This is a genomic window from Novosphingobium sp. TK71 (assembly GCF_055361505.1).
Window position 1 is genome coordinate 237869 of record NZ_JBSZKA010000001.1, and the last position, 19768, is coordinate 257636.

Annotated in this window: 18 protein-coding genes; 8 read left to right on the top strand and 10 right to left on the bottom strand. The window is 59.8% G+C overall.

Annotated features, from left to right (window positions below; translation table 11 throughout):
- Positions 1–168 precede the first annotated feature (168 nt).
- The 10 genes from ACXJ16_RS17435 to ACXJ16_RS17480 form a co-directional block, all read right to left on the bottom strand.
- The gene (locus ACXJ16_RS17435; protein WP_463922814.1) at positions 169–621 is read right to left on the bottom strand and encodes a hypothetical protein; all 453 of its coding nucleotides are present in this window, start codon (positions 619–621) and stop codon (positions 169–171) included.
- Positions 618–1490, bottom strand: a complete 873-nt coding sequence (locus tag ACXJ16_RS17440; protein WP_463922815.1) for a TonB family protein — start codon at positions 1488–1490, stop codon at positions 618–620. Before ACXJ16_RS17440 ends, ACXJ16_RS17435 begins: the two co-directional genes overlap by 4 nt.
- Positions 1487–1915, bottom strand: a complete 429-nt coding sequence (locus ACXJ16_RS17445; RefSeq protein WP_463922816.1) for a YbaN family protein — start codon at positions 1913–1915, stop codon at positions 1487–1489. Before ACXJ16_RS17445 ends, ACXJ16_RS17440 begins: the two co-directional genes overlap by 4 nt.
- Entirely contained in the window at positions 1893–2498 is a 606-nt protein-coding gene (locus tag ACXJ16_RS17450) for a biliverdin-producing heme oxygenase (RefSeq protein ID WP_463922817.1), read from the bottom strand. The genes ACXJ16_RS17445 and ACXJ16_RS17450 overlap by 23 nt, the downstream gene beginning before the upstream one ends.
- A gap of 217 nt (positions 2499–2715) precedes the next feature.
- Positions 2716–4221 (bottom strand): surface lipoprotein assembly modifier, encoded by a 1506-nt coding sequence (locus ACXJ16_RS17455; protein WP_463922818.1) that lies wholly within the window; start codon positions 4219–4221, stop codon positions 2716–2718.
- Positions 4222–4314: 93 nt separating this feature from the next.
- Positions 4315–5100 carry a Slam-dependent surface lipoprotein gene (locus tag ACXJ16_RS17460; RefSeq protein ID WP_463922819.1) on the bottom strand — a complete coding sequence of 262 codons (786 nt, stop codon included), beginning with the start codon at positions 5098–5100 and terminating at the stop codon, positions 4315–4317.
- Between the two features lie 199 nt (positions 5101–5299).
- A complete protein-coding gene (locus ACXJ16_RS17465; RefSeq protein ID WP_463922820.1) occupies positions 5300–6082 on the bottom strand; it encodes a Slam-dependent surface lipoprotein in 783 nt (260 codons plus the stop codon).
- Between the two features lie 114 nt (positions 6083–6196).
- Positions 6197–9220 carry a TonB-dependent receptor gene (locus tag ACXJ16_RS17470; protein ID WP_463922822.1) on the bottom strand — a complete coding sequence of 1008 codons (3024 nt, stop codon included), beginning with the start codon at positions 9218–9220 and terminating at the stop codon, positions 6197–6199.
- A gap of 212 nt (positions 9221–9432) precedes the next feature.
- Positions 9433–10380 carry a FecR family protein gene (locus ACXJ16_RS17475; protein WP_463922823.1) on the bottom strand — a complete coding sequence of 316 codons (948 nt, stop codon included), beginning with the start codon at positions 10378–10380 and terminating at the stop codon, positions 9433–9435.
- 133 nt (positions 10381–10513) lie between these two features.
- Entirely contained in the window at positions 10514–11023 is a 510-nt protein-coding gene (locus ACXJ16_RS17480; RefSeq protein WP_463922824.1) for a sigma-70 family RNA polymerase sigma factor, read from the bottom strand.
- Positions 11024–11397: 374 nt separating this feature from the next.
- Here ACXJ16_RS17480 and ACXJ16_RS17485 point away from each other — a divergent pair, with 374 nt between their 5' ends.
- The 8 genes from ACXJ16_RS17485 to ACXJ16_RS17520 all read left to right on the top strand — a co-directional run bounded on the left by ACXJ16_RS17485 (position 11398) and on the right by ACXJ16_RS17520 (position 19759).
- Entirely contained in the window at positions 11398–12600 is a 1203-nt protein-coding gene (locus tag ACXJ16_RS17485; protein ID WP_463922825.1) for a JmjC domain-containing protein, read from the top strand.
- A 13-nt stretch (positions 12601–12613) separates the two neighbouring features.
- Positions 12614–13873, top strand: a complete 1260-nt coding sequence (locus ACXJ16_RS17490) for an HlyD family secretion protein (protein WP_463922826.1) — start codon at positions 12614–12616, stop codon at positions 13871–13873.
- Complete coding sequence (locus tag ACXJ16_RS17495; RefSeq protein ID WP_463922828.1) at positions 13870–16080, top strand: peptidase domain-containing ABC transporter; 2211 nt, start codon at positions 13870–13872, stop codon at positions 16078–16080. The genes ACXJ16_RS17490 and ACXJ16_RS17495 overlap by 4 nt, the downstream gene beginning before the upstream one ends.
- Before the next feature lie 44 nt (positions 16081–16124).
- Positions 16125–16607, top strand: a complete 483-nt coding sequence (locus ACXJ16_RS17500) for a hypothetical protein (protein ID WP_463922829.1) — start codon at positions 16125–16127, stop codon at positions 16605–16607.
- 3 nt (positions 16608–16610) lie between these two features.
- Positions 16611–16886 (top strand): hypothetical protein, encoded by a 276-nt coding sequence (locus ACXJ16_RS17505; protein WP_463922830.1) that lies wholly within the window; start codon positions 16611–16613, stop codon positions 16884–16886.
- Positions 16887–17124: 238 nt separating this feature from the next.
- Positions 17125–17844, top strand: a complete 720-nt coding sequence (locus ACXJ16_RS17510; protein WP_463922831.1) for a hypothetical protein — start codon at positions 17125–17127, stop codon at positions 17842–17844.
- A gap of 10 nt (positions 17845–17854) precedes the next feature.
- Positions 17855–18265, top strand: coding sequence for a hypothetical protein (locus ACXJ16_RS17515; RefSeq protein WP_463922832.1), 411 nt, complete (start codon positions 17855–17857; stop codon positions 18263–18265).
- Positions 18266–18277: 12 nt separating this feature from the next.
- Positions 18278–19759: a hypothetical protein gene (locus ACXJ16_RS17520; protein WP_463922833.1), complete on the top strand. Its 1482-nt coding sequence runs from the start codon at positions 18278–18280 to the stop codon at positions 19757–19759.
- The last annotated feature ends 9 nt before the right edge of the window (positions 19760–19768 follow it).

Consider the following 19768-nt stretch of genomic DNA (forward strand, 5'->3'; position numbering starts at 1 on the left):
TGCGAGTTGATTGCAAGTACGGGCTGTTACGGCGGGTCAATAACTTAAGTCAACAACAGGGCGAAAGCATCGCCCGGCGGGCGGACGCGTGGTCGATGCCGCCGCTGTTCGAACCCGCGTCATGCTGGAGCAACATACCCGAGAAATATCCTCTCAGTGCGCTTCCGCTCAGCGGCGGCCCCACGCGAGAAGCGGGCGCGCTACATCGTTGGTCCAGACGAGTGCTGGAAGGCGGCAGCCGATCCGTACCAGTTCCCGACCACACGTTGCCAGTTCGGCGCGTAGCTCGGCCGCCGCGACGGCGTCGATCGTCAGTCCGGAAATGGGATAGTCGTCCGTCGACGTTTCGCTCTGAGCATAGGCAAGCCAGCTCAGCAAACGAAGTTCATCAGCCGAAAGCCACGCGCTGCCCGGCCGACGCATCTCGACGCCGGCGCGCGTCAAGAGCGTGCATAGGGCCGCTATGCTGATCCGACTGCATTCGTCACCGCCCGCCGCGATTATCTCCGCCGCGGCTTCGGCACGGGCGGCGTCATCGTCCAGGCAACCGCGAATGATGCGTATCACCTTCTGCTCTCGCTGCGATCGGCGGCGCAGTACGTAGGAGGAAAAGCCGGTCATCGCAGTCGGAACTCCACAGGGATGGTCAGTTCGACCACATCGGGCCTGTCGACGGGAATGGCCGGAAGGGGCTGGGCGCGCTTGAGCGTATCAAGCGCGGCCTGATCCAGATCGAAGGAGCCCGATTTCTGCACGATGGCCGAGGCGAGTACCATGCCGGCGCGGTTCATCGTGAAACGGACATAGACCGCGCCTTGCTGACGAGCTGCGCGAGCGCGTGCCGGGTAGCGGCGGAAGCGCTCGAGATGGGCCAGGATGAGACCTTCCCAATTGGGCTTGGCCTCGTTGGCGAGCCGGTTGGCCGTTGGTGCCGCCATGCTTTTGGGGGCGGTCGTCTCCGGCACCGGCGGGCCGGGATCGACAATCTCGACCGGCTTTTGCGCGTCGACCTTGACCGTTGATGTCGTGGCGAGTTGGGTGAGGGGAACGGGCTGCACTTCCCGCTTCGGCTCGGGCTGTGCTTCCTGCTTTTCGACCTGCTGCGGTCCGGGAGCGATTTGGCGCACCGGCTCCGGGGGCGCGGCAAGCGGTCCCAGCTCAACGACCGTCAACGGCTGCGAAATGGTCCGAACAAGCGGGTAGACTGCCTTCCATGTGACCAGCGCGCCGGCAACGACGAGCCCGATAATGGAAGCGGTTCCGGCGAAACCGAACAGACGGGTCCGCCAGTCCATCGGCTGATCGCAATAGCGGCTATGGCCCCGCAGCACGTCGCCGGCATATGCGCTCGGCACTGGCGAAGCGGCGGCTTCTTCCGCTCGCGTCTCGCCGTCGGGATAATAAGATCGGAGGACAACATGGCCCTCGAAAAGGCTAGTCTCATGGGACGCGGCCGTGAGCTGTGCCCCCCGATAGCTACCGGGCTTCATCGTGATGCTCCTGGTTCAGGCCGCCGAACGATCCAGATCGCGCACAGCAGGATCAATGCGGCCACGATGCCCGCCATCAGCGGGCCAGGCCTGACGTGAAGCCAGAACAGACCGTATCCCACCGCCATGCCGATGCACGCGGCGATCTTGGCATGGCGGGGCACAACGCCTTCCGCGCGCCATGCGCGCACGCCCGGGCCGAAGCGAGGATGGTTCAGCAGCCATGCTTCGAGCCTGGGGGACGAGCGGGCGAAGCACGGCAGCGCCAGCACCATGAAGGAAGTGGTCGGCAACAGCGGAACGAAGATACCGATGAAGCCGATCGCCACTAGCACGAGGCCGAGGACGAGCCAACCGGCGCGCGCCGCTCGACCGCGCCGGAGCAGATCGGCGCTTGTCACCTCAGTCGAGCCGTGCATCGACATGGGCCTGGACACGCGCGAAGGCTTCCAGCGCGCCTTCCTGGGCGCGCTTTTCCTGATCGTCGGTTAGCGCAACCGCATCGAGGGCGGCAACAAAGGCGCGCCAGTGGGGCGCGGGGCCTTCTGGCGCCGGAGCGAGATGGCGCGCACCGAGATCATCGGTGAGGCCGAGCTTCTGCGCTTCCTTGCGGAGCAGGGCCGCGCCCATGTTGGAACCTTCCGCGACATAGAGCCAGCCAACGGCGGTGCCCAGATCGAGCGGTTCGCCGGCGACGAAGGCGGGCGATGCAGCTTCCGGTGCCGCAACCCCCAGATCCTCCATGTCGGCTATGACGAGCGGCAAGCGGCAGCGCTGCGCGAGATTCGGAAAGGCGGCCTGCAGTTCCGGTTCCGCGTAGAGAGAGGCCACATCACGATGGAAGAGATACTGGATTGCTAGGAAGCGTTTGTAGCGGTCGATGCTGGCGAAGGAAGCAGCCGACATGATCGAGCGATCCACACCTTCATGGACAGTGCTGGTCAGTGACTTGAGGCGCTTCGCGCGGCTCTCTTCGCCTGCTGGGCGTTCCGAAGTGGTCACGGTCATGGATGATTTTCTCCTGTTAAAAGATGGTAGCCGGACCGAACGCAGGCCCCGATTGGTGGATGCTGCGATCGATGGTGAAGCGGAGGGGTTTTGGGGGCGACGTGAAAACGCCACCCCCGCCCCCGTCAGGCGGCATGAAGCGAATCCCACCTGACGGCCCATGCCGAGACGCAGGAGATGATCCCGGCACGAAGCGAAATCATCGTGGAGAGCACCACTAGAAGGCATAGCTCAGCCTCACGTTCGCGGTCGTTCGCGTGTAGGAATACAGCCAATCGATATTGCTTTTGATACGGCTGTGCTGGACGACGACTTCGGGAATGAGATGCGCGAAGCGCAGCGCCGGGACGCGCGCGATCGCGGTGAGGTTGTACTGATCGTCGCGCCGTTTTGCTTCGAATAGATCATTGTAGGCGCGATTGTCGCGGCGACGGTAGGAGCCGATCACGAGCAGGCTTGCACTTTTGCCGAACAGTTTGTTGACGCCGAGCCGCCCTCCCCATTGCCGGTATGCGTCAACCGTCGCAGGCGTGTCCTTGGCGGCGAAATCCGGACCCGCGAACAAGGTCCAGCTAGGCGATGGAACATAGAAAAGCGTCAGGTTGACGTCGGTTTGTGGACCGTTCTGTGTATCATAGAATTGGCGAAGGTAGCGAAAATCGCGATAGTTGACCTCAGCGCGCAACAGAAGATTGCGGCCGGCGCTGTGTGTCCATTCCGCGTTCGCGCCCCAGGCGTTGTAGAGCACCGATGAACCGAAAGTGCCAATGTCGAATGATGGAGAAAGAGCAAGGGTGTCGCGGGCCGATTGATATTGATAGCCGAGCCGCGTGATGAGCGTCGCCTGCGAATACTCGTTTTCGCTCGGATAGATATCGCCATACAGCAGTGCTCGCGCACGAATCCCATGATGTCCCGATAGCGGCACGCTGCGGGTCACAGTGCCTTCGAAGTTGATGCCGGTGGCCTTGATCGGATCGGGAACCTTGCGATCGAAAAGGCAAGTCCCATCGGCGGCCTCGATCAGGCACGTGTAGCTCTCCGATGACTGGTTGAGATTGTCGCTATAGCCCGGACCAATAGCGATACTGCCCTGCCAGGACCGCCGCTGCTTGAGGGCGGCCAGAAAAGTGTCGACGGTGCGGACCACGCCCGCCGATTTGTCGCCCTCCGCCAGGAGGAGGATGCGTACATGCTCGAAGGCTTGCCGGGCCTCTCGGTCCTTGCGGTTCTCGAACAGGACACGTGCCAGTTCGAGCTGGCCCGATATGAAATCTGGCCTCAGATCGACGAGTTCGCGAAAGCGGCGTTCCGCCATGGCCAGTTTGCCATCATGACGTGCGAGAGCGCCTTGCGCGTAAAGAACGAGCATGGGGTCACGGTCCGGATAGCGTTCATAGGCGACGAGAAACCGGCGCACGTCGCGCCATTGCTGGCGCCGTATGGACACATAGAGGGCCTGGCCCATCTCATCGACGTTATCGGCAACCGAATAGGTCTTGCTGTCGATTTCCAGCGAGGTCGGACCATCCAGCGGGTCAGCATCGTCCAGAAGATTCGATTCCGACTTCCGCTTTTGACCTTCGATCTGTTGGTCCAGGCGAAGGCGGGTATCCTGATCGCCTGTGGTCTGCGCCCTGGCGGGGGTGACGTATCCCCCGCAGGCACAGAGAAGGGTCGCGAGACCCGTGTAAAGGCTTTGTCTGAGTGGGCGGTTGCGCAATGGTTTGATCGGCTTTGTCAGGGGCGCGATTTTTTGGAAAAGTGGGGTCAGGGCCGTTTGAACCGGCCCTGACCCTGCCTTTTTCCAGCTCGTTTACTGCGCGCCGCCGAAGGCGGTATCGAGTTCACGCTGGCCCGCGAAGCTCGCGATGCCCGCCAGAGCCTGCGCCGACGAGCCGAAGAACTTGCCGTTCACGTCGCCGCCCGTCGCCAGCGTGGTGCTGGTGCTGGGATTGGACGCGACAGCGCCCGATCCCGAGAACCCGCCGCCGGAGATCGCGGCGGTGCCGATGTCGACCTTGTAGGTGGCCGACTGGATCGAGCCGGTCAGCGTGCCGGTGCTACCCGGGCCGAAGTTGGCGGTGAACGAACCGTCGAGGCGGCCATTGTTCACATAGTCACTGACGCCACGGACGGTATAGGTCGCCGTCCCGGAGGTCGGAACACTGCCTGCCGCCGTGGCGTTCGTGCCAGCGAAATAGACGGTGTGATCGCCGTCGGTCGCGACGCCGGTCTGGCTCCATTCGCCGACATAGAGATTCTGGCCATCGACCTTGAAGAAGTCGAAGCGACCATAGCGCGAATGGTCTGTGACCGTCCCCGTCGGGTTGTTGACGGTGGTCACGGTGTATGCCGCGGGCGGGAACGGTCCCTGAAGACCCTGGAAGTCGACATACTGACCTGCCGAGAGGTTCGGCACGTGGATGCCGACGCGGCCCGATACGTGCGGTCCGCCGTTCACCGTGCTCTCGCCGATGCTGACGTCGCCCAACGGGTCGTTGATCCCACTTTCGAACACGAGCTGGGCATGGGCCGTGCCCGCCATGGCGACGGAGAGCGCGATGGCACCGACAACTGCTTTGAGATGTACGAACTTCATCTTATTCACTCCTACGTTGGAGCACCTGATTTTTCAGGTGCGATCATCCAGGGTCGTCGCTGTCATCCCGATTGTGGAAGATGATGGATGCAGTGGCGGCCCTGAATCTCGGGTCATACCCTCCCCGTGAGGCTCAGGCGCATGTCCATCCCCGAGGAGGCAGCATCGAGCGCGAGGGGGCTTGATAATCCAACTCGATTTACTGCGAGCCGCCGAAGGCGGTATCGAGTTCACGCTGGCCTTCGAAACTCGCGATGCCCGCCAGAGCTTGCGCGGACGAGCCGAAGAACTTGCCGCTCACATTCCCGTCCAACGCCAGCGTGGTGCTGGTGGCCGGGTTGGAGGCGACTGCGTCCGATCCAGAAAATCCGCCAGCGGTGATCGTAGCGGTGCCGATGTCGACCTTGTAGGTAGTCGACTGGATCGAGCCCGTGAGCGTACCTGTGCTGCCCGGGCCAAAATTCGCGGTGAACGAACCGTCAAGGCGGCCATTATTTACATAATCGCTGATGCCGTAAACAGTGTACGTCGCCGACCCAGAGGTTGGGACACTGCCTGCTGCCGTGGCGTTGGTGCCAGCGAAATAGACGGTATGATCGCCGTCGGTGGCGACGCCTGTCTGACTCCATTCGCCAAAGTAGAGATACTGACCATCGACCTTTGAGAAATCGAAGCGTCCATAGCGTGAATGGTCAGTGACCGTTCCAGTCACGTTGGCAATGCTCGTAACTCGATTGACAGGCGGAGCTGCCGCCTGAAGTCCCTGGAAATCGACATACTGGCCGGCCGCCATGTTCGGAACATGGATGCCGACTCGTCCCGAGACGTGGGGCCCCCCATTGACTGTACTCTCGCCGATATCGACGGTGCCAAGCGGATCACTTGTTCCGCTACTAATTAGGAGCTGGGCATGAGCCGCGCCCGCCAATGCGGTGGGGAGCGCGATGGCACCGACAACTGCTTTGAGATGTCCAGACTTCATCTTATTCACTCCTAAGGTCGGCGCACCTGGATTTTCAGGTGCCTTCACCGGTGTTGTTGCCGTCATCCCGCCTTGCTCAAATTTTTGGATGGGCCGGCAACCCTGAATTTCGGGTCAGAACCTCCCCGTCAGGCTCAGGCGCACGGTCCGTCCCGGAGCGGGCAGCATCGAGCGCGAGAGGGGGTCCAGATAGTAGCGGTCGTTGAGGTTGGTCCCGGCCAATTCTGCCGTGAACCGCTCATTGATACGGAACCGCGCATAGGCATCGAAAGTGATGATTTCCCCCCAGGTATAGGGGATATTGAGCGCGCAGCCTGAAACGCAGGTCGTGTCAGCAGTCCACTCGGCAAGCTGCGGATTGTCATAGCCGCTGTACCAGATGAGCCGCCCGCCAACCTCAAGGCGCCGTTCTAAGAATCGGCCACCGACTGACCAGTTCACCGTATCTTCGGGTGTTGCCTGAGTCAGCAGGAAGCCCGAGACGAAGCCGTATTTCACGCATTCCGGCACGCGGTTGCCTCGGCCGAGGTCGATGGTGGCCGAGGTGGAAGCGTCACAGACCTTGTTCTTAGTCATGTGGCTGGCGCTGAGATCGGTGAAGAAGCGGCCATTGTCGAAACGCGCCTGCAGCTCCAAACCGGCGATCACCTGCTTGTCGATGTTGCTGAACATCAGGCTCGTGCTGCGTTCGATCACATTATGCGTGGTATTGTTGTACCAGGTGAGCTTGACGTCCGCGCGCTGGCCCTCGCCGCGCAGACCGAACAGGGGGCGCAAATCCTGAATGAATGCTGCTTCCCAAGACTTGATACGTTCGGGCTTGAGGTCCGTCAGCGGGTTGATCGAGGCGGAGAAGCCGATCGTGCTTTCGAACATGCTGGGGAAGCGCAGAGCTTCCGCATAGCGAACATAAGCGCGACTGCTGTCGCTGAGATACGCCGTCGCGGAAGCTGTGGGCGCCCAGCCATGGCCGGACTTGCGCTTTGCTTCCGTTACGCTGACGACGCTGTTCCGCGCGGTGGCAGCGCATCTGGTCAGATTGGTGACATTGTCGAGAGTGCCGTTTACGCAGATGTAGTCGGCGCGGGAGAATTTGCCATCGGCGTTGGGCAGCCAGTCAGGCCCAGCGTGGTTCCAAGTAAAAGTGGTTGGATTTGCCCCATACTGCGCCAACCGTTGCTGGATTATTGCCTCACTTAAAGTCGGATAAGTCTCTCTCAGCCATGCTTCGCGCGCGGCAACGCCATATTCCGAGGTCTGATAGACTGTGCTATACCGAGAGAGGACATATTGGCTGATCGATCCGCCGTTATATTCGATCAGTTTGGGCAGGAAATCGTCCTTGGCCCAATAGCCCGAATAGACGATCCCAGCGTTGAGCTTCAGAAAGCGGACGGGCTTCCATTCGCCGCTCAGATTGATGCGATATTCCTCACGGCGGCCCGCGCGCGGATACTGCCGCCAACCAGGCACCTGACTCGTCAGCGCATAATCATCATCCGAACGCAGCTTTTCGTGCTGCCAGTTACCATCGAGGAGGAAACTGAGCTTGGATGAGAGATTGAACTGGTTGCTGGCGCTGAAGCCGAAACGATCATTGCGGGCGTTGGAGATTGCCGTGTTCACGATGATTGGATCGGTCGGCGTCGCCACATTGGGGAAGCCGCCAGAACTATAAGTGTCGCTGACCGTGTTCGTCAGCCAGGCAGTCGCCTTGAAATCGATCCACCGGCTGCCGGGCTGCCACTTATACTCGGCATTATAGGCCTGAGCATCGACCTTGCTGAGCGGCCATTGGACGTTGCCGAAATAACCGCCGCCCGCCGTCATGATGCGCGAGGGCAGAATTTCGCCGAACTTGGATCGGGTATCTCGAAAGCCGAACTCGAGCGATTGGTCGTTGGCGATATGCCAGGTCGCCTTGAGCAGGATGGATTCCAGCTCACTCGATGTATTCGGAACCTCATTGCCCGGTTCGTAATTCAAGCCGAGCTGGCGGACATAGGTGTTCGAATTGAGCAGCAGGCCCTCCTGCTGATAGTAGCCTGCGCCGGTTTCACCGGAAAAATAATTGCCGCGTTCCCGAAAGGCGTAAGCGCCGAACAAATCCAGATCGCCGACACGCCCCGCGACGGCGATCCGTATGGCCCGGTCTCCAGCGGAAAAGGACTCGTTATCATCCGAATTCCGCAGGTTTACGCGCAGCGAGGCGTCGCAATAGGGGTAGGTCGGAGATGGGTAGGCGGTGTCGCACAGGAAGTTGGGGATCGTCCTGTAATCCTGCCCGGTCAGCAGTGTGGGCAGCCGCGGGTTCGTTGAATTGTTGCCCCCTTCAAGCTTCAGCTCGATGCCAAATTTCTGCTCTGGCTTGAGAATGTCGTTCGCGTCGAGCGTGTCGATGACGACTGCGCCGCCAGTCGAGCCGTTGATCCCTCGAACGGAAACCGGGCCCTTGAGCACCTGGACCCCGGAAATCAGACTGGGGTCGATGTAACTGCGGTTGCTCGCGCCATTATATCCACGCCAGACTGTCAGGGCCTGTTCCGTGCCATCAACAATGACCGGCACGCGACCTGGCCCCTGAATGCCGCGAATGCTGGGATCGATTGCGCCGCCGTTGCGAGCATCGCCGCTGAAGACATTGACCATGCCCTTGAGCACATCGGCCGTATTGGTGCCCTTGTAGCGCTCCACTTCTTCGCGGCTTGCGAACGTCGTGGACATATCGAGATCGTAGACCTCATCCTTCCGAATGGCGTCACGCTCAACGCCGGTTTCCGAAAAAGCAGCGCCGACGGGCGCGCCCTCGACACGGAGAGAACCCAGGAGGATGGTATCGGACCGACGCTGATCGACTTCAGCGACAGGGATTTTGTGCAGCGAAACGATTCTACCTTCGATGCGAGCCGCCAGACCAGTAGAGGCAAGAAGACGCTCCAGCGCTTGGCGCGGCGTCATGGTGCCTTGCACGCCTGGGGACGAAAGGCCCCGGACCTGACCGGCATCCATACTGACCTGTAAACCTGACTGCCGCCCGAAATCTGTCATCGCGTCGACAACAGGCTGTGGCGCAATGTCGAACGCGCGCGATTTCTCCGGCGCGGCCGACTGCGCTTGAGCCACGGAAGGCGCGCTCACTCCAGCGATTCCCGTTGAGGCGAGCATCACCCCCGCCCAAAGCGGGCGGCTTCCGAACTTCCTGTAGCTATTCCCCGAACTCACCTAACCCCATCCCCACGCCAAAGTTGCCTACACTGATGCGCTATTGCGAAGCAGTTGCATTACTTCAACGTTCGAGCACTGGCCCGTTCCGGAAAAAAATGAAGAGAGAGCGAAGTTTTTCGTGCTGTTTAGCCGACGGTGACGATCCGGAGCCACGGAGACACCTGTGAAATCGTCACGTCGTGTGCCCGCCCCAGTGCCTCCAGCGCCAGATCGGGATCGCGCAGATCATAGACGCCACTGACTCGGCGGTGCTTCAACCCGGGCCCTCTGGCAACGATGTGGCCCTTGTACCAAGGGCGGAGCAGATCGATGACGTCGCCGATCGGCTGATCGTTGACGATTGTCACCCCCTCACGCCACGTCGCAACCCTGTCCGGCCTGATCGTGCTGCGCGATGCAGTGCCTTCGCCCATCAATACGGACTGACCCGCAACTAACACGACGCGGCGAGGTGACGCTGCGTCGAGCGTTTCCACCGCGACACGCCCGCGCTGAACCGCGACGGCGGCGTTGCCGCCAATCTTCTCGACGGAAAAGGCCGTCCCGAGGACAATCACCTGACTATCCCCTGCCACGACGCGGAACGGCCGCGCTTCGTCATGCGCGACATCGAACCAGGCTTCGCCTTGCAGTAGATCCAGCCTTCGCCCCTTCGCGTCAGCGGTAAAGGCGATAGCCGTCGCCGGAGCGAGATGCACGATGCTACCATCCTTGAGCGCGACCACACGCAGTTCGGCGGTTCGGGTGATCTCGTCCGACCGCATCCAAAGCGATAGGTCTGGCGCAAAAAGCCATGCGAGACAGGCTGCCAGCGCCAGTGCCGCGAACGTCCTGGCGCGTCCGATCCTTGGAAGCCAAACGCGAGGCCTCGACAGCGACGGCGGCGTGCTCGTGCACGAAGGTCCGGCGGCCGTCATCAGTCCCGACACATGCGCGGTCTCCTCCCATGCGGCGAGGTGCGCGGGGCTGGTGGCGAGCCAATCTATGAATTGGACATGCAGTGTCTCATTGTCCGGCTCATCATCGAGCTGAACCAGCCAAGCGGTGGCCTGGCGACTGAGATCGCTCCGCATTGAGTCCACCTCCTTTTCCCCAGTCATCCTGTTTCCAGTATTTTCCACCTGAGCGCACGGCTCGCGTCTTTCACCGCTTTATGCATTTAACGAACGGGACTCCCTCGATTCCGGAGATTTCTCAAAGAATGGCTCAATGGTGCGGGCGCAGAGCCTTCTTGCAGAATTCGACAGCCTCGATCACCAGTTCCGAGGCAAGGCTCTTCGATATGCCAAGTTCCTGGGCGATCTCAATCAACTTCATGTCTTCGAAGCGGTGCATTTCGAATGCCCGGCGGGTCCGGACCGGTAATCGTCCCAAGGCCTTGTGTAGCATGGCGAGCTCGTCCTTCGCTTCTATGCTCGCTTGCTGGGAAGGCTGGTCGCTCGGAACAAGCTCGGTCGCAACGGATGCTTCATTTGTGAAGATTCGACTTTCGCGTCCATCCCGCCGCCGCCGGTCCAGCGCCAGGTTATGGACGATCCGGAAAAGATAGCCGCTCGGTTCTTCAAGAGTGCGCGCGCTGGCCGTGGCGCGGAAGCGCAACCAGGCATCCTGTACCACATCCTCTGCTTCCGCAGGATCGCCAATGATCCTCGTTGCGTAGCGGAGAAGGTCCGCTTGCGCCGCGAGAAATAACTGAAGGCTATCAATTTTAGACACTCAGCACGGCGCCCTTGTCTAGCGACGACATCAGCCGGCGCGCGTAGCATTTTCTTTGTTGCGAACCAATCGCAAATACCTAGAGGCCACCTCACACCCCCTCAGTGGGCGGCAATCTCGACCAGAAAGGCACACGTCACATCCTCTCGCAACGGCCGCAGGGGCGGTAAGTATGTGGGTTATTAAGGACGGTATAAACAACGAATGACAGGCTCAAGATTCCAGAACTTTTTTGGTCAGAAACGAAATTAAATGGATTTGACGCAAGTCAGAACTGATATAATATTTTTACAAAAGGGAAGCGCTTCAACTGTGTAACGACAGTTGATGTTCTCATATTAAATTATGAGAATCACAAATAAAGATATATCAACGTGCATGAAGCGCTTGGGGGTGTGATGTTCAATTTTCCGTTGAGCCGGGACAAGTTCCGCGAGAATTTATTTGAACAAAGGCCCTTGCTTGTGCGCCAGTGCTTTGACTCGACGCCCTTCAGTTGGTCGACAATCGATGCGGCGCTCGATCTTCAGGACCCTACCCGAGAGCTTTTGAAGGTGCTCCATAATGGCCGGGTCGATCCGTCCCATTATGTCGAAGAATATGTGGACATCGGCATCAGGAGGCGCCGGATCCGTAAGGAGCGGCTCTATGAGATGATGTCCAAGGGCGCGACCCTCGTGCTGAACCGGATCGAACTCGTCTCACCCATTGTCAGGGAAGTTTGCACCGAGATCGGCCGTTTTGTAGGTGCCCAGACGACCTCCAACGCTTATGCGTGCCTCGGCGGCGAGCCGGCAACAAACGTCCATTGGGATACGCATGACGTTTTCGTGATGCAGATCGGCGGGTGCAAACATTGGCGGATCTACGAGCCCACCCACCCCCTTCCCATCAGCAGCCAGATCAGCAACGAACGCAAGGACGAACTCCCTAGCGCGCCGGTAATCGACGAGATATTGCAGGCAGGCGACGCGCTATATGTGCCCCGTGGTTGGTGGCACAAGGTCGAGCCGGTGGCAGGCAGCGACACGCTCCACCTGACGGTGGCGATCCACACGCCCCTGATACTCGACTATTTTGTTTGGGCATGTGGGTCTGTTCTGCCGGGACTTCTCGAAGTCCGCCATGCGGTAATGGGCGATGCGCAAGATCCCCGCCGTGTGGCCGAAGCCGTGTCCGCGGTCAGCGAGGCGCTGTCAAATCCCGCCACCCTGCAGGCTTTCTACGCTCGCTCGCGCCAACGGGAGCGCGTGGTTTCCCCATTCAATATCGCAGATCTGCTCAAGCAGGCCGAAACACCGCTTCCCGCAGGAGCCCGGCTGACGCTGAATACGCGCCACGCCGACGGTAGCGCGGCGCAGTTCGACGTGAATGGAGCCCCGTTACGGCTCGTTGGCGACCATCACCGTGCCGTGCTCGTTCTCGCGCGCCACACCATACTCGATCTGGATGGCCTTCAGCGGGAGATGCCCGACGTTGAACCCGGGACCTTGGAAGCCGTAATCCGCGACCTCGCGAAGGCCGACATTATCCAGATCGCCGTGCCGCAGACAACCCCGATCCCCGCCTTCGCATAACGGAGTCGTTGCCATGACGGCCGCAGCTGCGAGCAATCTTTTTCGGGAGCAGGTGACCGAACGGCGGCGCCAGCGTCTCTACGGCGATGTCGTCCTGTCGGATAGCCGTATCAGTTCCCGCCTTGTTATCGGAATTGGTGCGGTCAGCCTCGCTTTGATCGTCTGGGCCACGACCGCGACTTACCCCCGGACGGAAGCGGTGCCCGGTCTGGTCATGACCTCCGAGCCCTCCGCCAAGGTTTTCGCACTCCGCACCGGCGTGACGGAGCAAGTCTTCGTGAGCGAGGGTTCGGTTGTGCGCCGTGGTCAGCCGCTCGCCTTCATCGGCGTCGATATGCGCGATGAGGACCGGCGCGGTGCCGCGAAGGAAAGTCTCACAGCGCTCACCGATCAGACGGACAGCGTGAAGGCGCAAATGCAGGCAGCGCACGACGCGCTTTCTTCCGAACGAGAGAAATTGTCCGCCTCGCTCGAGACCAACGCGGGGGAGCAGGCGACACTGCGCGAGCAGTCGGTCATTCAGGCGGCCATCATCCGATCGAAAGAAGAGGAGCTCAGGCGGATCACCCCCGTCGCCGAGAAAGGTTTTATCAGCCAGACGGACATGGATCAGCGGCGGCAATCCCTGCTGGCTGAACGGCAGCGCGCCGAACAGATCAAGCAGCAGCTCGTTCAACTCGCCACCAGGCGTAACGAGACGGCCGCGCAGTTGCGCCGGCTGCCCATGGATGAGCTGCGCCAGCGAGCGGAATTGCAAGGCGAACTCGGCTCCCTGTTCCAGCAGCGTTCGCGCGCCAGAGTTGATGTCGGTTACACGATCCTGTCGCCCGTTGACGGTCGGGTCACAGCCCTGCAGGCCTCGCCAGGGCGCAGCGTAGATCCTCAGGTGCCGCTGCTGAGCGTCCTGCCGCAACGATCGACTTTCCAGGTGCAGCTATATGCGCCATCCAAGGCAGTGGGTTTCATCCGCGTGGGACAGCAAGTGCGCATAGCCTACGATGCCTTCCCCTACAAACAGTTCGGCACGTTTGCCGGTACCATCGCCTCTATCTCGCGAACCGCCTATGCGCCCGGCGAAATTGACGTGCCCGTGAAGATTGAGGAGCCGGTGTACCTCCTCCACGTTCGCCTCGCCAATGAGACGGTCCCTGCCTTCAATAGCCCCTTGCCGCTCCAGTCCGGCATGACCTTGCAAGGAACCGTTATCCTGGAGCGGCGGTCCTTCGTGGATTGGCTGCTGCAGCCCCTAAATTCTGTGAGAAAGCGGACATGAGCGGCGGCTTTCTCTTCGGGCCGGACAAGTATGTCCGCCAAGCGGAAGGTGGCGAATGCGGCCTCGCTTGCCTGACGATGGTCGCCCGCCACTATGGCGACAAGCGGGATCTGTCTGCCTGGCGCCGCCGCTTCCCGCTATCGACCCGGGGAAGCTCGCTCAAGGATCTCATCGCCATTGCCGACCAGATGGGATTTCACAGTCGCGCGCTGAAAAGCGACATCGCTTCGCTCCAGCAACTTTCGCTGCCTGCGATCCTGCACTGGGACCTCAACCATTACGTCGTGCTCGATCAGGTGCGGCCACGGCTGCGCGGCGCGGGCTATTCGATCCTCGACCCCGCTAAGGGAATGCTGCTCCTCGACGGGGCGGCGCTCTCGGGCCACTTCACCGGCATCGTCCTGGAATTGACACCCGGCGCTGCCTTCACCCCGATGGTCAAGCGCACGCGCCTGCACCTCAGCCAGCTATGGTCGCGCATCCGGGGATTGGGGCCAGCGCTGACGCGCATACTTGCCCTGTCGATCATCATGCAGATCGTGACGCTCGTCGTACCTTTCTACACGCAGCTGGCGATCGACACCGCGCTCCCCGGCTCAGATTTCGATCTCCTTAATATCATAGCCATCGGCTTTGCGGGCATCCTCCTCCTGAACGCGGCCGCAATGTGGGTGCGAAGCCGCCTCGTCCTCAGCCTCAGCAACAGCCTGAGCATCCAGACAGCGGTGAACCTGTTCCGCCACGCCATCCACTTGCCGACCGCATGGTATGAGAAGCGGCACCTGGGTGACGTGACGTCCCGCTTCTCCTCGCTTCAGCCGATCACGGATTTGCTGACCCGAGGGCTGGTGAGCTCGATCGTCGATGGCGCTTTGGCAATGGCCACACTTTGCCTGATGATCGTCTTCTCACCGACGCTAGCGAGCCTCACCGGCGGGGTCGTGCTGATCTACGCGCTTCTGAAGCTCGCATCCTTCAAGTCTATGAAGTTCGCCAACGCCAATGTCCTGACCGCGCAGGCGCTTGAGACATCGGCGTTCATCGAGAATATTCGCGGCATTTCCGCCATCAAGATGTTCTGTCAGGAGGGCAATCGCCAGCGCCAGTGGCAAAACAGGAAGGCTGACGTCGTCAACGGCACGATCAGGTTGGGTCGCCTGACGGGAAGCTTCGATACGGCGAACAGCTTCGTCGTCGCCATAGAGAATCTGCTGTTCATCTATGTCGCGATCCGCATGGTGCTGGGCGGGTCTATCACGCTTGGCATGGTTTTCGCCTTCCAGGCCTATAAGCAGAGCTTCATAGGGGCCATGACGCGACTGATCGACCAGTTGCTGAACTACCGCCTGCTGGATCTCCATCTCGACCGCATCTCCGACATCGCGCTGGAGCAGCGTGAACCGGAGGAGGGCAGCGCACCGCTACCCCATATCGGCGTCATCGAGCTGCAAAATGTGACATTTTCCTATGGTTTTGGGCAACCTCCTGTTCTCAAGGGTGTGTCGCTCCGCATCGAGCCGGGCAGGACAACGGTGCTCGTAGGCCCATCCGGTGCCGGCAAGACAACCTTGTTCAAGATATTGTGTGGCCTCCTGCAACCGACATCGGGCAGGATGCTGATCGACGGCATTCCGATCCAGGAATTCGGTGCCCGCAATTACCGCATGCATCTCGGCGCCGTCAGTCAGGAGGACACGCTGTTCGCCGGCTCGCTGGCGGAGAACATCGCCTTCTTCGATCCGGACTATGACATGGACCGCGTCATTGATTGCTGTCGTCGTGCCGCCATCCACGACGACATCATGCGCATGTCGATGAAGTATGAGACGTCCGTGGGCGACATGGGATCGAACCTCTCGGGTGGTCAGAAGCAGCGAGTGCTGCTGGCCCGCGCCCTCTATCGCAGCCCCGGTGTGCTGATGCTTGATGAAGGCACGGCTCACCTCGACGTCACGACAGAGAGCCGGGTGGTCGAAGCGATCAAGCAGCTTGGGGGCACACGGATACTCGTAGCGCATCGTCCTGAAACGATCAGGATGGCTGACATCATCTACCAGATTATCGATGGCCAGGCGATCCGAGTGGTTCCTCAGGCAGCGGACGAGAGAAGCCCCAACGTTGCGGCTTCATCAGATCACGATGTTCATGAAGATACTGCAGTCCTCACAAGCGGCCAGCGGGAACTCATCATTCAACAGAGGAGGTAAGCATGCGGCACTTTAGCGGGGAATTTGAAGGTATGCGCCTTCTCATGGCCGACGAACTTGACCTGATCGCGGGTGGTGATGGTGAGGACACAGATGATGTCCAAGAGGATCGCCTTACCGACTGCGAAAGGAACTTTCTGACCCAGCAATTGGGGATCAAGGGGATGCCCTCAAATTTCTTGAGTCAGGTTGTTTTCAAGTCGGGACTAGATGGCAATGAAAACACCTGGACATCACTGGCTTGGAACGGATCGGACGCAGCCGCTGTAACGCAAGGTAATACTATATATGTGAGACCGGAATATTTCGAATCCTTTAGCAGCTTTCAAAACAAAGCTGCGTTCGAAGAGGTTTTCCATGCTTCGCAATTCGCGCAATATGGCGACGATTTTTATACCCTCTATGGCTTGTCGAGTATCTATGGAGCTACATTCGGCTCGGGTGCTTATGACGGAAATCAGTTCGAGATAAATGCTAAGGCTTTCGCAAATGAAATGCAGGGCCAGAAGATGTCTTGCAACAGGTGATTCATGCAAGGACTAGGTAAACGCATAAATTGGGGCGCTATTGTAGCGATCGTGACCATAATATTTGGCGGATTGATTGCATTTATCGTTTTTGTTGGCTTAGTCATGGGCGGTGGTGGCTGTGAAGGTCGTGCCGACGCGTGCAGGCCCGATTTCACTTTGATGTGGTTCGTGCTCGCCATGATCGCCGTCGCAACTCTCCTCAGTGCATATGCTCTGGCGAGGTTGGTCAATAAAGCAATCAATAAGCGGAGACGTCGGCGTGCTGCGAACGAGTGAAGGCTGCTGCCGCTGCCTTGGGGGCGAACGGGCCTTTGAATCGATGATCCGATGGCGTCGTTTGGTTCGGGACTGTCAAATGCGGTCCATGTCTTACTGGCATGATCGTGGGCGGCTTGGGCGGCAATCCCACGCCGAAACCCTCACCTCATTCGAGTAATGAGCAAATCTTCGAGTCATCTAACAGGAGGGCAAAATGCGACACTTTAGCGGTGAATTTGAAGGGGTCCGCCTTCTCATGGCGGACGAACTCGATCTAATTTCAGGCGGGGACGGTGAGGACACCGACGATGTTCAGCCCGAGCGTCCTGATCTGGTGACTGAACCCGACATCGTCGTCAATGGCAAGCGCTACAAACAAGGTGTCGAGGTTCCGTTGGACTGGATTCTGGACCTTGGCCCCCCTCCGCCGCCTGACGATTACAACCACTGGCGCGAACAGCAATGTCAGACCGATCTGCAAACCGACATGCTTGCGCGCCAGATCGAGAACCTCATCAAGGCCAAATCCGACTGGAACAGCAGGGAGTATGGTGCTGTCATTTACGAGGTGAACGGGGAAATCAAGATGGGGCCCCTCACGCGAGGGATGACCGTTGCAGAGGCGACAGCCGCTGGGCTGCCGGCACCTGAGACCCGCATCAGCTTGCCCTCAGACCTCGGGAACGGTCAGATCATCGCTGTCGTCCATAGCCATCCCGATATCGGCTACAGTAATGCGGACGATCTAGATAACAGATATCCTTCGGATTATGCCAATGGTGGCGACTACTACTTCTTCGACAAGGTCGTTGGCGCCGATCCACGATTTGCCAATGCAGCGGCGTTCTCTCAATACATATTGGGCCCTGACGGTGTCCTAAGGGAATTCAACGCATCTGAAGGCCGAGTAAATCAGAGCAACGATACAAATCAGGACAGGTCGCAACTCAAATATGACCGACCTTGTTATAGTTAGGACTGGAAGAATGCGTAGAAACGCCTTGTTTCTGCTTGGTGCCATCGTCGGCTTGGCGCCTCAGACCGGACAATCTCAAATGGCGAACAACGAAGTTGTCCTTCAGGGAGCGCTGTCCCCGTCTGAAGTGCGAGCCGATATAGAAGCTGTCTGCTTTGGCAGCAGGTTCAAAGTCGGGATTTCATATGATAGGCTGGGGAACGCCAATTTAAGCCATGTCTTAATAAACGGACAATCACATCTGGCTTCGCCGTCAGCGACAGCAGCTGCTGAGATGGTTCAGAGCCTCAATCGTCCATATATCTCGAGCCTCAAATGCCGCGACAAGGAGACGATTTCTGTTTCTGTAAGCGGGATCGGTAACAATATGACGAGCAGAAACGAACAAATTCGCTCGTTTGAGTTATCGGCTCGAAAGTAGATGAGCAAAGTGATGATGACCCTTATATGGCGATCCAAGCTGCTATGGCTTGCGCTTGGCGTGGTGATCCCATCCGTTGCCCATGCCCGCTGGCTGGAAGCCCGTTCCGACAATTTCATCGTTACCAGCGACGGCAGTGAGGCCGGCCTACGTGAATCCACGGTGCTGCTCGAGAACTACGATCGGCTTCTCCGGACGTTGACGGGGACCACAGCCCCGCCATCGCCCACGCGCCTTAAGGTCTATCTGGTCGGATCGGCCGGCAAGCTGCGCCAGGTCGTCCGCCTCCCTGAAAATGCCCTGGGTGTCTACATGACGCGGGTCGGCGGTACGGCGGCGCTGGCGGTTAGGGGCGATCGTCCCGGCCTTGGCGGTGAGGAAGTGCTGCTGCACGAATATGCCCATCATTTCATGAACCGTTATTATCCGGCCGCCTATCCGGCCTGGTATAGCGAGGGCTTCGCCGAATATGTGATGACCACCCGCTTTCTCAGCGATCGGATCGAGATCGGTCGCCCCAATCCCGGCCGCGCCGCCTATCTGCTGCGAGGCACATGGCTGCCGGTCGAGCGGATCTTCACTTCGGGCCGAGCAGGGCTATCGACCGCGCAGCTTCCGCAGTTCTACGCGGAAAGCTGGCTCATCGTGCATTACCTGTTCGCCGCACCCGAGCGGCGTGAGGCCTTGAGCCGCTATCTCGCCGATCTTCATCGGGGCATCGCCGAACCAACGGCGTTTCAGAGCGCGTTCGGTAAGGATCACGCCGCATTCGACGTGGATCTCAAGCGCTACAGGGACGGCGGCATAGGTTTTGGCGCGATGGGACGCGATGAGGGACCGCTTCCCGCAATCACGGTCCAAGCTCTGCCGGATTCCGCTGATGATCTATTGTTGCGCCAGGTTGCCCTCAATCTCGGCATTCCTGATCCTACAATAGAGGCGGAGACGGTGGCAGCGATCCGTACGGCTGCCGCTCGCTATCCCGATGAAGCCTACGCCCAGCGCATATTGGCGCGTGCGGAGATAGGCTCTGGCGATCGCGACGCCGGCGTCGCGCTCCTTGATCGGCTAATCGCCCGAGGGACACCTGACGCGGAATTGCTCTACTATCGCGGCCTTGCCAACTTCTTCACGGGCCGCCGCGACGACGCCAGGCGTGCCGAGCTTTACGCGGTGGCTCATAGCTGGTTCGCAAAGGCTGTTGCGGTTGACCCTGCATATTACACCGCCCTCTACCGGCACGCGCTCACAATGCCGAACGCTGGGTCAGCGCGATCGAAGGAGGCCGTTGGCGAACTTCAGACGGCGCACAAGCTTGCTCCGTTGGTAGGCGACATAGCGATCGATGCGGCAACCGCCTTGGCGGATTGCCATCGTTATGCGGAGGCAGCGGCTGCAATCTTGCCGATCACCGCCAATCCTCACGGCGGGAATGTCCAGCGCGCCCAGACGCTGCTGGACCGGATCCAAGCGGAAGCGGCCGTGACGCAATGAGCACTTTCG

What these genes read in the sequence shown, in the direction of transcription:
- ACXJ16_RS17500 (WP_463922829.1), top strand. Translation starts at nt 16,125, where the DNA reads ATGGCCGACGAACTTGACCTGATCGCGGGTGGTGATGGTGAGGACACA.
- ACXJ16_RS17450 (WP_463922817.1), bottom strand. Translation starts at nt 2,498, where the DNA reads ATGACCGTGACCACTTCGGAACGCCCAGCAGGCGAAGAGAGCCGCGCG.
- ACXJ16_RS17505 (WP_463922830.1), top strand. Translation starts at nt 16,611, where the DNA reads ATGCAAGGACTAGGTAAACGCATAAATTGGGGCGCTATTGTAGCGATC.
- ACXJ16_RS17445 (WP_463922816.1), bottom strand. Translation starts at nt 1,915, where the DNA reads ATGTCGATGCACGGCTCGACTGAGGTGACAAGCGCCGATCTGCTCCGG.
- ACXJ16_RS17495 (WP_463922828.1), top strand. Translation starts at nt 13,870, where the DNA reads ATGAGCGGCGGCTTTCTCTTCGGGCCGGACAAGTATGTCCGCCAAGCG.
- ACXJ16_RS17465 (WP_463922820.1), bottom strand. Translation starts at nt 6,082, where the DNA reads ATGAAGTCTGGACATCTCAAAGCAGTTGTCGGTGCCATCGCGCTCCCC.
- ACXJ16_RS17515 (WP_463922832.1), top strand. Translation starts at nt 17,855, where the DNA reads ATGCGTAGAAACGCCTTGTTTCTGCTTGGTGCCATCGTCGGCTTGGCG.
- ACXJ16_RS17510 (WP_463922831.1), top strand. Translation starts at nt 17,125, where the DNA reads ATGGCGGACGAACTCGATCTAATTTCAGGCGGGGACGGTGAGGACACC.
- ACXJ16_RS17490 (WP_463922826.1), top strand. Translation starts at nt 12,614, where the DNA reads ATGACGGCCGCAGCTGCGAGCAATCTTTTTCGGGAGCAGGTGACCGAA.
- ACXJ16_RS17460 (WP_463922819.1), bottom strand. Translation starts at nt 5,100, where the DNA reads ATGAAGTTCGTACATCTCAAAGCAGTTGTCGGTGCCATCGCGCTCTCC.
- ACXJ16_RS17440 (WP_463922815.1), bottom strand. Translation starts at nt 1,490, where the DNA reads ATGAAGCCCGGTAGCTATCGGGGGGCACAGCTCACGGCCGCGTCCCAT.
- ACXJ16_RS17435 (WP_463922814.1), bottom strand. Translation starts at nt 621, where the DNA reads ATGACCGGCTTTTCCTCCTACGTACTGCGCCGCCGATCGCAGCGAGAG.
- ACXJ16_RS17520 (WP_463922833.1), top strand. Translation starts at nt 18,278, where the DNA reads ATGATGACCCTTATATGGCGATCCAAGCTGCTATGGCTTGCGCTTGGC.
- ACXJ16_RS17475 (WP_463922823.1), bottom strand. Translation starts at nt 10,380, where the DNA reads ATGCGGAGCGATCTCAGTCGCCAGGCCACCGCTTGGCTGGTTCAGCTC.